This window comes from Streptomyces sp. NPDC059900 (assembly GCF_050270335.1).
Lineage (GTDB): Bacteria > Actinomycetota > Actinomycetes > Streptomycetales > Streptomycetaceae > Streptomyces.
Map to the genome: position 1 here is coordinate 1 of NZ_JBNNJZ010000003.1, position 12816 is coordinate 12816.

A 12816-nucleotide genomic window follows, 5' to 3' on the forward strand; every position below is an offset into this window, starting at 1 on the left:
TTCTGTGACGAAACAGGCCCCGGCGGCCGCACCACAACCCGCTCGACCGCACGCCTCTGCCTCGTCCGAACCCGGCGAGACCTCGATGAACAGCCCGGTCATGCCGCGCTCCGCCCCCATTCGGCTGCGGATTCCCAAGATCCGCGTGGACGCCCCCTTCACCGGGTTGAAGATCGGCCCGACCGGGGCCCTGGAGGATGGCTGAAGACCCGGGAGTGCGGACAGCGGGGGATCAGGGGGCGTGGAAGGCGACCTCCGGGTTCTCCTCCGACGGGCCGTCGAGCAAGGGTGCGTTCCGCGACCGGAGATGCCGGTCGAAGAAGGCAGTCACGTAGTCATTGGTGATCTCGCCCGAGCGCTTGCCGGACAGCGGGGCCTCGGGGTCGGTCATGCCGAGCTGACCGCCCAGTACCGGCATGTCGGTGAAGGTGAGGTGCCCGGAGTCGACGACGGTGAGCCAGCGCTTCCAGCCGTGCAGGCGCCGCCACTCGCGCGGCCAGGAGGTGTCCTCGGCGGTGGGGTTGTGGCCGCTGCGGGTGCCGAGCATGAGCACGGGGCGGTCGGTGGCGGCACTTGAGATCGGGGCGAAGAAGGTGCCGTCCATGTTGGCCGCGGCGCGGATACGGTGGTCGGTGCCCATCGCTGCGGCTGCCGCGTTGCCGCCGAGGGAGTGGCCTGCGGCGCCGATCCGCCGGGGGTCGATCAGGGCGGGGTAGTCGGGGTGCTGTCCGTGGCCGGCGCGGGTCCGGCCGTGGGTCAGCTCCTCGATGACGAAGGAGAGGTCCGCGGCCCGGTTCCTGGCGGCCTTGGCCATCATCCGCTTCTCCCCCGCGTCGCCGTTCGGCGCGTCCTCGACCTTGTCGCAGGCGACGCAGGTACGCATGTCCTCGCCGGGGAACTCCGTTCCGAAGGACTCGTACGCATGGTCGATGACAGCTACGAGGTAGCCCCGGGAGGCCAGTTCCTCCGCGAGGCCGGTCAGGGTGGCGCGGTGCAGGGTGAAGCCCGGGGAGAGGACCACGAGCGGGTGCCTGCCCTTGGCCGGACGGGCGGCGGGCATGGCATTGGTCCGTACGGCGGCGACCTTGTCGTCATCGATGACCTGGTCCAACTTCTGCCCCTTCAGGAGCAGTTCGGCTTCCTTGATTCCCAGGTAAGGAGCACTGTCGGCGTCGCCGCCGGGCCGGGCCGGGTAGAAGACGGACACCATCAGCTCCCTGGCCCCCGACGAGGGCACCCACATGTCGCGGCGGCTCTTGTCCACGAGGTGGAGGGTGTCCCGTCCGATGCTGTGGGGCCCGGAGGGGCGCGGCAGGGAGAGCGCGGCTTCTTGCGCCGCCGGGGGTGACGCGGACGCGGACGCAGGTACGGACGCAGGCACGGATGCCGCTCCGTCCGCGAATGCCGGAGTGAGGAGGGCGAGGGAGGCGATGGAAGCGAGGGAGGCCACGGCTACTGCGGCTCCGCGCCGCTGGGTGCGGTTTCTGGTCATGTCCGGGAGCGTATGAACGGCGGGGTGGCGCCCGGCACCGGCGAAAGTGCGCAACCACCCCCGACTTTAGTCGGGTGCGGCACGCACAGAGCCGCCCGCGGGTTTCCCGGCGGACGGCTCATGTCTGGGTGTTCAGAGATCAAATTCGGCGGCGGCAACGTAAGCGTCCTTGGCCGCTGGACGACACCGGCCGGGGCCGGCGACGGGATTCGAACCCGCGTTGCTCTCTTGACAGGAGAAGTAGCCGCAGCCTGCGCACCTGAACGAGGTTCACGCTAGCGGTGCAAGGCCGGCGACGGCACGCGATTTTCCCGCCCCGGCTGCTCACGTGCCCCGAAGCGGACTCAACTCCCGGCGCGGCTACCGCGGCTGGTTTACCGCGGTAAACCAGCCGCATGCGTCCCCCGGGGCCTTCCCGGGCCGCTCAGCCGCTGGTGCCGCCGCCCGCTGCCCCCTCTGCTTGCTGCGTCTCCACCACCCTCCCCGGTACCAGTACGGCAAGGGTTTTGCGCGCTTCGCGCCGCAGCGTGCGGCGGCGGGCGAAGGTCGCGGTGAAAGCGAGGATCGAGACCGTGCCTCCGTAGAGCATCGCGGCCATCGTGGAGAGGAGCCCGATCGCCATCGGGCACGCACCTTTCTTCCCCCATCCGGCCCACCCGGCTCACGGCACGGGACAGGCATTGATGCGTTTCCCCACCACCGTACCCACGCCGTCAACTCCCCATACGGGCCTACCAGTCGACGTGTGCGGTGATCCACTCAGTCCAGCCACTGCTTCCAGCGTGCGCGGGGCGGATCGCAGTGCCCCGAGTCGATGGCCTGCTGGTAGGCGCGGTCGATGAGTTCCTTGTCCGACCCCACGCGACCGCCCTCGGCGTCGGTGATCTTCGAGATGCCGACGACGCACTCAGGACCCACACTCTGCGTGGCATACCAACCCACGGGCACGGCGGCCAAAACGACGACAACTGTGCAGCCGACCACCAGCAACCGCCGCGCACTGCCGACTCTGCGGGGAATCACCGATGCATCGTACTGAGTGAGAAGCACCCGGCAGCATGGGGCGCTCACGGCGTCGGTGAAGCCTCGGTGAGCGTCATCCAGTGTCGTACCGTCTCCTCGTGGGAGCCGGTTGCCGTGGCTGCGGCCACCGTTTCCGCGTCCTCGGGGGAACAGGGCACGTCCGAGCGGGTCAGCAGGATCAGCGGCCACTGAGGGACGGTGCCAGGCCCCGCCCCGTCGAAGGCGGTCCAGTCCCAGGGCCCGTTGAACCGCCACGCGCGCCCGGCGGCGTCGGCGGCCTCGTCGCCGGGGCTCAGGAACATGTAGGGCCGCATCAACAGCTCGATGGTGTACGGGATCCCGTCGCCGGGGTGCAGGGTGTATCCCGCGCCGCTGAGGTGACTCTCGCTCGGGTAGTCCCGGTAGGAACGGCCTCGCCGCAGCACGGCAACCGTCAGCCGGGGACGGGGGAGCCAGCCCGTTTCCAGCGGCGGTTCGTGGTGGTCGACTGTCGTCACATGGACCACGGTCGGAGGCACTCCTACCCGGCAGGTGTCCCCTGCCTGAAGGTGCTCGGCAGGCGGGTCGGTCCGGAAGAGCTCGGCATCGACCTCGGGCGGCGTGTGCCCGCCGCTGTCGACGCCCAGGGCCACGATCCCGTTCCAGTGGTAGAAGTCGCTGCCGGCATCGATGCCCCACCACGGCCATCGCACCGACACATGGCCCCATGTCAGGCCTCGTTCGACTCTGGCGGGCGTGAACGGGCAGGCCACCGACAGCACGTCACCGACCCGGAAGTCCCCCTCATACGTCATCGGGACAGGCTAGATCGATCGGGACAGGTCAGATCGACCGGGGCGGGCCAGCGATCAGCTGGTCGCCGAGTGCGCTGCGGCGGTACAGGACCTGCCGGCCCGCGCGAGCCCGGGTGACGAGGCCGGTGGCGTGGAGTACGCGCAGGTGCTGGGAGACGGCGCTCGGGGTGACTCTGAGGCGGCGGGCGAGCTCGGCCGTGGACAGCGGCTCTTCGAGAAGGGCGAGGAGTCGCGATCTGGGTGCGCCCAGGAGGGATACGAGAGCGGTCGCGTCGGCGACGGGCGGCGCGGCCCAGAGCGTTGCCACTCCCCGGCTCGGATACGCCAGCATCAGCGGTTCATCGGGGCTGACGGGGGGCGAGGGCCTGTGGGCGAACACGGAAGGTACGAGCAGCAGCCCCCGGCCGGACGCCGTGGCGCGGTGGCTGCCGGTCATGTTGTCGATGTGCAGCACGCCGTCGTGCCACCTCAGATTGGGGTGCATGTCGGCGAACAGCAAACGTGCGCCGCCCATGGCCAGTTGCCGTGCGCGGTAGGTCATGTCGGCTTCCAGCAGCAGCTGCATCTGCGGCCAGGTCGGCTTGATGGCGGCTTCCCAGAGCTGACGCAGGAGTTCGCACAGGGTGTCGCAGAGTTCGACGACCGGTGCGTCGTCGGCGGCGGTGGCCGCGTGCAGAGCGTCGGGGATCGGGTCGGGCGCGTGCGTGGCCAGCAGATCGCGGCGGATCTGGGCGGGGGAGGTCGCGCGGACGACGGCCAGTTCTTCTTCGAAGGTCGGGGCGAACCGTGTGGGCCTCGGCGTCAGGAAGTCGGGGAGGGTGCGCCTGGCCGAGGCCAGGGACATGAGCAGGTCAGTGTCGAGCGCGTCCAATCCGCCGAACACGGACCTGCGCCAGGGGAGGTGCAGCGCGGACAGCCCCGGCTCGCGCAGCACGCGCAGGCTGAGCACGGTTTCGTGCAGGGGCGATACGGCGAACCGCGTGTCCGCGAGATCCTCGACGCCGAGCTCGAAGCTGATCATTAAGCCATAAGCTACATCGATTGGCAGCGGTGTGCGGGTGCCGTGAACTTCCCCGCATGACAGAGACAGCTGAGGTTCGTGCGGCTCAAGCCCGGCGCGTGGCCATCGTCACCGGAGCGGCCCGCGGCATCGGTGCCGCTGTAGCCGGGCAACTCGCGCGGGACGGCTTTGCGGTCGGCGTGGTCGATCGGCACGAGGCGGAATGCGCCGGCACCGTGAACGCCATCACGGGCAACGGCGGAACAGCGGCAGCGGTCGCCGCCGATGTCGCCGACGAGTCGGCGGTGACGGCGGCCGTCGCCCGGATAGCCGCTGAGCTGGGACCGCCGACCGTGCTGGTCAACAACGCCGGCTTCGGCTGTGCCGACGTCGGCATCACGGAGATGACGACGCAGCAGTGGGACGCGGTCACGGGGGTCAACCTGCGAGGCCCGTTCTTCCTCGCGCGGGCGGTGAGCCCGTACATGAAGGCGGCCGGCTGGGGCCGGATCATCAACATGTCGAGCATCTCCGCGCTCGGCGATGCCGGTCGCGCCGACTACGCCAGTGCGAAGGCCGGTCTCATCGGCTTCACCAAGACGCTCGCGCTCCAACTCGGCCCGCATGGTGTCACCGCCAACGCCATCGCTCCCGGATTCATCGTGAGCGACATGACCAGGGCGACGGCCCGGCGACAGGGCCGCTCCTTCGAGGAGCACCGGCGTCTCGCCGCGCAGTCCATCCCGGTCGGCCGTGTCGGTGAACCCGAGGACATCGCGCACACCGCGTCGTACCTCGCCAGTCCCGGAGCCGGGTTCGTGTCGGGCCAGGTCATCTATGTCGCAGGCGGGCCGGTCAACTGAGCATGAGCCGCCGATTGGTCCTGCTCCTGGCCCTGACCTGCGCCGTCGGCGTGGGCAATGTCTACTTCCCGCAGGCGATCAGCCCGTTGGTCGCCGCCGGTTTTCATCTGCCGCCCGATTCCGCAGCCATGGTGGTGACCGCCACCCAGGTCGGCTACACGGCCGGAATCTTCCTGCTGGTGCCGCTCGGCGACCGGCTCCCCCACCGCCCCTTCCTCGTCACGTTGCTCGCCCTCACCGGGGCGGGCCTGCTCGCCGCCGGCTGTGCTCCGGCCCTGCCGCCGCTCGTCGCTGCCGGCGCGCTCGTCGGCGTCACCACCGTGGCCGCCCAGATCATCGCCCCGCTGGCGGCCGGACTCGTCGCCGCCGACCGCCACGGAGCGGTCATGGGCACCCTCCTGAGCGGGTCTATCGGCGGCATGCTGCTGGCCCGTACCTTCGGCGGGACGCTCGGCGAATGGCTGGGGTGGCGCGCCCCCTATCTGGTGGCCGCGGTCGTGGTGATGATCCTCGCCGCCGTCCTGGCCCGCATGCTGCCGGCCACGACACCGCCCTCGCGCCAGCCGTACCCGGCGCTCCTGGCCGAGCCCCTGCGCCTGCTCCTGCGCGAGCCGGAGCTGCGGCGCTCCTGTCTCTACCAGGCAACGGTCTTCGCCGGGTTCTCTGCCGTCTGGACCTGTCTGGCGCTCCTCCTCGCCGGTCCGGCCTACGGTCTGGACGCGCGGGCGGTGGGGATGCTCGCCCTGGTCGGTGCGGCGACCATGCTGTGGACCCCGTTCGCCGGACGCCTGGTGGACCGCAGGGGCCCCGACCCCGTCAACCTCGTCTGCCTGGTCGGGACTCTCGTCGCGGCCGCAATCCTCACCGCGGGCGCGTGCGGCGGAGCACTCGGGCTGACCGCCTTGGTACTCGGCACGCTGCTGCTCGACATCGCCATGCAGTCCGGCATGGTCGCCAACCAGGCGCGTGTCTTCGCCCTGCGCCCCGAAGCCCGCAGCAGGCTCAACACCGCCTATATGACGTGCGTATACCTGGGCGGCAGCGCGGGTTCCTGGCTGGGCGTACGCGCCTACGGCCGGGCGGGGTGGCCGGGGGTGTGCGCGCTGGTCGCGTCGCTCGCCGTACTCGCCCTGGCCCGGCACCTCCCGGGGCTGTACCGCCGAAGGGGAGGTGATCGTTCGGCGAGGGGGATTGTCAGTGCCTCCGCATAGAGTGAAATCACTCGGGAAGCTCTCGGAGAAGCCCTCGGAGAAGGAGCAGAAGCATGTCCGCCAACAGGATTCAGCACAAGGTGAATCACGTCGCTCTGGTAGTGGACTGTTCGGGTTCCATGCGCCCGCACGAGAATCAACTCATCCGTGTCGTGGACGAGTTCGTGGCGGGCTTGAAGGCCGAGTCGGACAGCCTCGGACACGAGACCCGGATCAGCCTCTATTCCTTCGATCACAGGGTGGAGAATCTGGTCTGGGACATGGACGTGAAGCACCTTCCGTCCATGCGCGGGCTTTATCAGGTCAACAACGGTGCTACGGCGCTCATCGAAGCCTCGCTGAAGTCCCTGGACGACCTCGGACACATCTGGGAGGAATACGGAGAGCACAGCTTCCTCCAGATCGTCGTGACAGACGGCGAGGAGAACGCCTCCGGCGGCGACCGGCGGCACGACGGCGACATGACCATCCTGGGACCCTGGCTCGACAGGATCTCGGCGAAGATGGGCGGGCTTCCCGGCCACTGGACGTCGGCCATCCTCGTGCCGAACTCACTGGCCAAGCGGACCGCCCAGAACTACGGCTTCCCGGCGGGCAACATCGCCATCTGGGACGCGGATTCGCAAGAAGGCGTCGAGGAGGCGATAGGCACCGTTCGCGCCGCCGCCACCAGCTTCCTGCGGGCCCGCGAGCAGGGCGTGCGCGGCACGAAGAACCTCTTCGCCGTCGGCCAGGACATATCGATCGACGAGGTGCGGGCGAATCTGGAACCGATACCGGCCGACAGGTACCGGCTCCTGAAGGTCGACAAGGAGATCGAGATCCGCCCCTTCGTCGATTCGCATCCGGGCGTCACGTACGAGCGCGGCGCGTGCTATTACCAGTTGGGTGCGCGGGCCCAGGTCCAGCCGAACAAGGAAGTCATCGTGGTCGAGAAGGAAACCGACCGCGCTTATACGGGAGATGCGGCACGCAGCCTTCTGTTCGGTACGGGAATTCAGGGAACCGTGTCGGTGAAGGCGGGTAACAATCCCAAGTTGGAGGTCTACGTACAGAGCCGTTCGGTGAACAGGAAGCTGAAGCCGAAGACGCGTCTGCTCATCATGCTCTGAGGAATTCGGATCGGCCCGGGCAGCAGGGGCGGCCTCCGTCGGCGGTGCGGTGCGATGCGGCAGGACGCGAGCTTTCAGTAGCCTGTGCAAAGGAACTGTCGGAGCGGCGCCGAACTGCCCTTATTCCATGGGCGGTCGGCGCCGTCGCCGGTGCAGAGAGCCCGTCAACGTCCACCGACCTCAGGAAGTCGACATGCATCTTCAGTCGCCCGCCGATCCGTCTGAGCCGTCCCGAATGCGCGTCGACCTGCTGACCAAAGAATTCCCGCCGGAGATTTACGGAGGTGCCGGCGTCCATGTCGCGGAACTCTCCCGCGAACTGCGCGCACTGGTAGATCTGCGGGTGCGCTGCTTCGGCGCGCCCCGCGAGGCCCCGGACGTGACGGCCTACGCGGAACCGGAGCTGCCCGGTGACGGGAACCCCGCGCTGCGCACCCTGGGGGCCAACGTCGAGATGGCCGCGGCGTGCGAGGGAGCGGACGTGGTGCACAGCCACACCTGGTACGCCAACGCCGCAGGCCGGCTCGCCCAGGTCGTGTACGGCACACCCCACGTCGCCACCACGCACAGCCTCGAACCGCTGCGCCCCTGGAAGGCCGAGCAGCTGGGCGGCGGCTATGCGCTGTCGTCCCTGGTGGAGCGCTCCGCGCTGGAGAGCGCCGACGCGCTGATCGCGGTGTCGCACGGCATGCGCGAGGACATCCTGCGCGTCTATCCGGAGGTGGACCCGGAGCGCGTGCACGTGGTGCACAACGGCATCGACACCCGCATCTACCACCCCGATCACGGCACGGCGGCCCTTGAGCGGTTCGGCGTGGACCCCGATCGCCCCATCGTCCTGTTCGTCGGCCGTGTCACCCGGCAGAAGGGTCTCGCGCACCTGCTGCGCGCGGCGTTCGAACTCGATCCGCGCGCGCAGCTCGTGCTGTGCTGCGGTCAGCCCGACACGGCGGAGATCGGGGCCGAGACGGCGGCGCTGGTCGAGGAGTTGCGCCGGGTGCGCGACGGGGTCGTCCGTATCGACGGCATGCTCGACCGGGACTCGCTGCTCCAGCTGCTCACCCATGCGTCCGTCTTCGTCTGCCCCTCCCTGTACGAGCCGATGGGCATCGTGAACCTGGAGGCCATGGCGTGCGGCACGGCCGTGGTGGCCACGGCGACAGGCGGCATCCCGGAGGTGGTGTCGGACGGCGAGACCGGGCTCCTCGTCCCCATCGAGCAGGAGCAGGACGGCAGCGGTACGCCGCTCGCGCCCCAGCGTTTCGCCTCTGACCTGGCGGCCGCCGTGAACCGGCTCCTGGCCGACCCGGACCACGCGGACCGGCTGGGGGCGGCGGGGCTCGCGCGGGCCCAGAAGGAGTTCGGCTGGGAGGTGGCCGCGCAGCGGGCACACGCCGTGTACCGCTCCGTGCTGCGCGGCCACCGCTGATCCACCGGTGATCCGCCACTGATCCACCGCTGATCCCCTGGTGACCCGCCACTGATCCGCTGATCCCCGCCGGCACGAGAACCACCGCGCCGCAACCTCTGGTTGTCTGTTTGATCTCGTTGACCGCACCACCGGCGCCGCCGTTACGTTCCCAGACATGTCTCACACGACTTCCGCGCACGATGCAGAAAGCGGCGTCGTCCCGGAGAATGTCGGGTCCGTGGCCGGGTCCGCAGAGGACGAGTCCGCCCCCGAGAGCGAAACCCGGGTCACGACCCTGGAGTTGTTCTTCGACCTCGCGTTCGTCTTCAACTTCACCCAGCTGGCCAGGGTGCTCAGCCGTGACATGTCGCTGCGCGGAGTCGTCCAAGTACTGCTCATCTTCTGGCTGTTGTGGTGGATGTACGGCGGCTACGCCTGGCTGACCAACCATCTGCCGCCGCAGCGCAGGCACCACCGGGTCCTGCTGCTTCTGGGCATGGCCTCCTTCCTGGTCATCGGTCTTGCCACGCCCAACGCCTTCAGCGGTGACGGTGTCGCGTTCGGCATCGGATATCTGCTGATCGTCTCCGTGCACGCCGCGCTCTTCGCGTTCGGCGGTCCGGGAGCGGCCCGCAACATGCTGCGCATCGCGCCGTTCCACACCGTGGGCGCCCTGCTCATCATCGGGGCGGGATTCCTCGACGGATGGATCGTGTACGCGCTGTGGGCGGCGGCCGTCGTCCTTGAGATCATCGCGCCGATGGTCACCGGGGTGTCCGGCTTCGAGCTGAAGCCGGGTCACTTCGTGGAGCGGCACGGCCTGCTGATGATCATCGCGCTCGGCGATTCGTTCCTCGCGCTCGGCATCGGCACCAACGGCGGCCAGGCCGGCTTCGGCGTCGTGACCACGGCCATGCTCATCTTCGTCATCCCCGCCTGCCTGTGGTGGGTGTACTTCGACGAGGCGGAGAAGGCCCGGCGCGCCGAACTCGCCCTGGAGCGGCAGGCCGCGGCCGAGCGCTCCCGGCTCGCGCTCGCCGCGTTCTTCTACGCCCATGTGCCGATGCTGCTCGGCCTGATCCTGATCGCCGCCGCGGTCAAGAAGACGATCGTGCACCCCTACGACCCGCTGGCCCTGGCCCCGTCCATAGCCCTCGCCTGTGGTGTCGCGCTCTACCTCGCCGGGATCGCCTGGTTCCACGGAATTCTCAAAATCGGCCCGCAGCGTTTCCATTTCACGGCCGCTCTGCTCGCCGTGGCCGCCATTCCCGTGGGCCATTACGGAACGGCGGTGGCCGAAGTCGTGCTGCTCGGTGTCCTGATCGGCACCGCCCTGCTCAGCGATCACCGCTGGACCAAGCAGATGGCGCATCTATATCAGTGAGGCGCGCCCGTATCAGTGCGGCGCACTTACATCAATGAATCAAGAAAAAGAGAAGGAGACTCCATGAGTTCCGCGGTGGATCGCCTGGACATCATCGAGACCTGCACCCGCATGGGCTGGTACATCGACCAGCGTGAGTGGGACTCGCTGGCCGATGTGTTCAGTGACGAGATCAAGCTCGACTACACCAGCCTCAACGGCGGCGAGCCGGGCACCGTCACCGGCAAGGAGCTGGTCGCCGCCTGGTCCGGGCTGCTCGGCAACTTCGCCGCCACCCAGCACCTGCTCAGCAACTTCCTGGTCGACGTGCAGGGCGACACGGCGGTGACGACCGCCATGTTCCAGGCCACCCACCGCATGCCCAACGACCACGGCGGCCCGCTGTGGACCCTGGGCGGCACCTACCGCATCGACCTGGAGCGCACGGCGGGCGGCTGGCGGATCAACGGCATCGTCATGACGACCACGTGGGCCGACGGCAACCAGCACCTCTTCGCGCGCGCCGCCGCGCAGGCCGAGGCCGCCGCGCAGGCATAGACCCGCGTATTCCTGAGCGGCGGTACAGCGGCGATATCGCGGCGGTACGCCGGGCAATCTCAGGAAGTCGACCACCTGTTTCTTGCTGGCTCCTGATTGCCTCGATCAGGATTTCCCCGGGATTCCTTCCATTTCTAGGAGCATTCATGAGCAACACCACGGAAGAGACCAGGAAAGTCGTCCAGCGGTGGTTCGACGCACTGACGTCGGGCGATTTCGAGACCGCACTCGACACGCTCGCCGAGGACGTCGAGTGGATCAACTACACGCCGGTGCCCGGCTACAACGACGACATGAAGTGGATCGGCAGCTACCGCGGACGCGACGCCGTTCTGGAAACCCTGCAGATCTTCACCGGCGCCGTGGACGTGCGCTTCGAGAAGCTGGTGAACCTGGTCGTCGACGGCGACCAGGCCGCCGGGGTCATCCACGAGATGTCGACCGTGCGGGGCACCGGCGTCGAGTTCGAGATCGAGTTCATCCAGTGGCTGACGGTCCGCGACGGCAAGATCGCCCGCTGGAAGTCCTACACCGATCCGTCCCAGATCATCCGGGCCCTGCGGGGCGACAAGTCGGGGCAGGAGGCCGCCTGATGAGTGCCGAACTGATCACCGCCGTACGCGGCCGGGACACCGCACGCGTCTTGGCGCTGCTGGCGGACGGCGCCGACGCGAGTCACCGCGAGTCCGGCACCGGCCTCACCGTCCTGATGATCGCCGCGGGCCAGGCGGACGCCCCCACCGTCCGCGTCCTGATCGAGGGCGGCGCCGACGTCCTGACCGCCGACAGCAGGGCCGGCGCGACCGCGCTGCACAAGGCCTGCCAGGGCGGCAGCCTCGACGTCGTGAAGGCGCTCGTCGAGGCCGGGGCCTTCGTGGACGCGGTGGCGCCCACGACCGGGCACACCGCCCTGATGGACGCCCTCTGGTACAAGTACCCGGACATCGCCGAGTACCTCCTCGCGCAGGGCACCGTGCTCCAGGTCTACACGCACTACGGCTTCTCGCTGGAGCAGCACTTCGCGTACGAGCTGAACGTCAACACGTTCGGCAAGGACAAGCTGCTCAAGGCCGAGGAGCACTTGGGCGCCCGCCGCGGTGCCGACGAGCGCGCGGTGGCCCGCCAGGAGCTGATGGCCGCGACCGCAGAGGGCGACACCGAGCGGGTGCGCAAGCTGATCGAGGCCGGTGCGGAGGTCGACGAGCGCTCCCCCAACCTGAGCGGCTTCAACGACAGCCACACCGCGCTGCTCGTGGCCTGCCGCGACGGTCACGACGAGATCGTGCGGCTGCTGCTCGCCGCGGGCGCCGACGTGAACGCCGTCGAGCCCACCTTCGGAGCCGTGCCGCTGCACAAGGCCGTCTACAACGGCCATGCGGGCATCACCGCCGACCTGGTCCGCCAGAGCGGCATCGACCTCGACTTCCAGGGCGCGACCAACGGGTACAGCCCGCTGCACGACGCCCTGTGGCACGGCTACGAGGAGTGCGCGCGCACGCTCGTCGAGGCCGGCGCCCGGCTCGACCTGGTCGGCCACGACGGCAAGACGCCGCTCGACCTCGCCGTCGAGGTGTTCGGCGCCGACCACGCGCTCACCGGCCTGATCCGCACGCGCGCCACCAGCTGACCCGTATCCACGCCCCGACGACTCTGCACAGGCAGGGAGTTGCAGCATGCTGTTCTACGTCCAGATGAAGTGGAAGCACGAGGGACGCATCACCCTCGACGAGCTGTGGGAGCTCGAGCAGGACGAGGCGGCCCACGCGCAGGAGACCGTGGATTCCGGTTTCTGCGTGGGCATCTGGAAGGTCGCCGCGCAGAAGCGCGTGATCGCCATCATCGACTCGCCGGACGCCGAGGAGCTCGACCGCACCGCGCTCGGCCGGCTCCCCATGCGGGAGTACCTGGAGTTCGAGACCGTCTGGCCGCTGCGCGACTACCTCGGCTTCGCCGAGGACGTCAAGCAGCGCTACAAGGTCTGACCCGGCG

Annotated in this window: 14 protein-coding genes and 1 tRNA gene; 9 read left to right on the forward strand and 6 right to left on the reverse strand. The window is 69.1% G+C overall.

Annotated elements, in window-relative coordinates; translation table 11 throughout:
- Window positions 1-232: 232 nt before the first annotated feature.
- From ACQKIP_RS01040 to ACQKIP_RS01065, 6 genes are all read right to left on the reverse strand, one after another.
- Window positions 233-1492, reverse strand: coding sequence for an alpha/beta hydrolase family protein (locus tag ACQKIP_RS01040; protein WP_365865622.1), 1260 nt, complete (start codon window positions 1490-1492; stop codon window positions 233-235).
- 191 nt (window positions 1493-1683) lie between these two features.
- A tRNA-Asp gene (locus ACQKIP_RS01045) sits at window positions 1684-1827 on the reverse strand.
- An 89-nt stretch (window positions 1828-1916) separates the two neighbouring features.
- Window positions 1917-2114: a hypothetical protein gene (locus ACQKIP_RS01050; RefSeq protein WP_365865620.1), complete on the reverse strand. Its 198-nt coding sequence runs from the start codon at window positions 2112-2114 to the stop codon at window positions 1917-1919.
- Between the two features lie 137 nt (window positions 2115-2251).
- The gene (locus tag ACQKIP_RS01055) at window positions 2252-2515 is read right to left on the reverse strand and encodes a hypothetical protein (protein WP_365865619.1); all 264 of its coding nucleotides are present in this window, start codon (window positions 2513-2515) and stop codon (window positions 2252-2254) included.
- Between the two features lie 44 nt (window positions 2516-2559).
- The gene (locus tag ACQKIP_RS01060; RefSeq protein WP_365865618.1) at window positions 2560-3309 is read right to left on the reverse strand and encodes a hypothetical protein; all 750 of its coding nucleotides are present in this window, start codon (window positions 3307-3309) and stop codon (window positions 2560-2562) included.
- 28 nt (window positions 3310-3337) lie between these two features.
- Window positions 3338-4330, reverse strand: coding sequence for an ArsR/SmtB family transcription factor (locus tag ACQKIP_RS01065; protein WP_365865617.1), 993 nt, complete (start codon window positions 4328-4330; stop codon window positions 3338-3340).
- Window positions 4331-4386: 56 nt separating this feature from the next.
- Between ACQKIP_RS01065 and ACQKIP_RS01070 the strand changes: the two genes are divergently transcribed.
- The 9 genes from ACQKIP_RS01070 (at window position 4387) to ACQKIP_RS01110 (ending at window position 12809) form a co-directional block, all read left to right on the forward strand.
- Entirely contained in the window at window positions 4387-5172 is a 786-nt protein-coding gene (locus ACQKIP_RS01070) for an SDR family oxidoreductase (protein ID WP_365865615.1), read from the forward strand.
- 2 nt (window positions 5173-5174) lie between these two features.
- On the forward strand, window positions 5175-6383 hold the full coding sequence (locus ACQKIP_RS01075) for an MFS transporter (protein WP_365865613.1): 1209 nt from the start codon (window positions 5175-5177) through the stop codon (window positions 6381-6383).
- A 53-nt stretch (window positions 6384-6436) separates the two neighbouring features.
- Window positions 6437-7495, forward strand: coding sequence for a vWA domain-containing protein (locus ACQKIP_RS01080; RefSeq protein WP_365865611.1), 1059 nt, complete (start codon window positions 6437-6439; stop codon window positions 7493-7495).
- Between the two features lie 235 nt (window positions 7496-7730).
- Window positions 7731-8924, forward strand: a complete 1194-nt coding sequence (gene glgA / locus ACQKIP_RS01085) for a glycogen synthase (RefSeq protein WP_365865674.1) — start codon at window positions 7731-7733, stop codon at window positions 8922-8924.
- 157 nt (window positions 8925-9081) lie between these two features.
- A complete protein-coding gene (locus tag ACQKIP_RS01090; protein WP_365865609.1) occupies window positions 9082-10290 on the forward strand; it encodes a low temperature requirement protein A in 1209 nt (402 codons plus the stop codon).
- 63 nt (window positions 10291-10353) lie between these two features.
- Window positions 10354-10827, forward strand: a complete 474-nt coding sequence (locus ACQKIP_RS01095) for a nuclear transport factor 2 family protein (RefSeq protein WP_365865607.1) — start codon at window positions 10354-10356, stop codon at window positions 10825-10827.
- Window positions 10828-10973: 146 nt separating this feature from the next.
- Window positions 10974-11420 carry a nuclear transport factor 2 family protein gene (locus ACQKIP_RS01100; protein ID WP_365865605.1) on the forward strand — a complete coding sequence of 149 codons (447 nt, stop codon included), beginning with the start codon at window positions 10974-10976 and terminating at the stop codon, window positions 11418-11420.
- A complete protein-coding gene (locus tag ACQKIP_RS01105; RefSeq protein ID WP_365865604.1) occupies window positions 11420-12454 on the forward strand; it encodes an ankyrin repeat domain-containing protein in 1035 nt (344 codons plus the stop codon). The genes ACQKIP_RS01100 and ACQKIP_RS01105 overlap by 1 nt, the downstream gene beginning before the upstream one ends.
- Before the next feature lie 46 nt (window positions 12455-12500).
- Window positions 12501-12809, forward strand: coding sequence for a muconolactone Delta-isomerase (locus ACQKIP_RS01110; protein WP_161304493.1), 309 nt, complete (start codon window positions 12501-12503; stop codon window positions 12807-12809).
- Window positions 12810-12816 lie beyond the last annotated feature (7 nt).

Bases quoted from the DNA above. Each gene is read 5' to 3' on its own strand.
- ACQKIP_RS01040 (WP_365865622.1), bottom strand. From the start codon at position 1,492: ATGACCAGAAACCGCACCCAGCGGCGCGGAGCCGCAGTAGCCGTGGCC.
- ACQKIP_RS01050 (WP_365865620.1), bottom strand. From the start codon at position 2,114: ATGGCGATCGGGCTCCTCTCCACGATGGCCGCGATGCTCTACGGAGGC.
- ACQKIP_RS01060 (WP_365865618.1), bottom strand. From the start codon at position 3,309: ATGACGTATGAGGGGGACTTCCGGGTCGGTGACGTGCTGTCGGTGGCC.
- ACQKIP_RS01065 (WP_365865617.1), bottom strand. From the start codon at position 4,330: ATGATCAGCTTCGAGCTCGGCGTCGAGGATCTCGCGGACACGCGGTTC.
- ACQKIP_RS01070 (WP_365865615.1), top strand. From the start codon at position 4,387: ATGACAGAGACAGCTGAGGTTCGTGCGGCTCAAGCCCGGCGCGTGGCC.
- ACQKIP_RS01075 (WP_365865613.1), top strand. From the start codon at position 5,175: ATGAGCCGCCGATTGGTCCTGCTCCTGGCCCTGACCTGCGCCGTCGGC.
- ACQKIP_RS01080 (WP_365865611.1), top strand. From the start codon at position 6,437: ATGTCCGCCAACAGGATTCAGCACAAGGTGAATCACGTCGCTCTGGTA.
- glgA (WP_365865674.1), top strand. From the start codon at position 7,731: ATGCGCGTCGACCTGCTGACCAAAGAATTCCCGCCGGAGATTTACGGA.
- ACQKIP_RS01090 (WP_365865609.1), top strand. From the start codon at position 9,082: ATGTCTCACACGACTTCCGCGCACGATGCAGAAAGCGGCGTCGTCCCG.
- ACQKIP_RS01095 (WP_365865607.1), top strand. From the start codon at position 10,354: ATGAGTTCCGCGGTGGATCGCCTGGACATCATCGAGACCTGCACCCGC.
- ACQKIP_RS01100 (WP_365865605.1), top strand. From the start codon at position 10,974: ATGAGCAACACCACGGAAGAGACCAGGAAAGTCGTCCAGCGGTGGTTC.
- ACQKIP_RS01105 (WP_365865604.1), top strand. From the start codon at position 11,420: ATGAGTGCCGAACTGATCACCGCCGTACGCGGCCGGGACACCGCACGC.
- ACQKIP_RS01110 (WP_161304493.1), top strand. From the start codon at position 12,501: ATGCTGTTCTACGTCCAGATGAAGTGGAAGCACGAGGGACGCATCACC.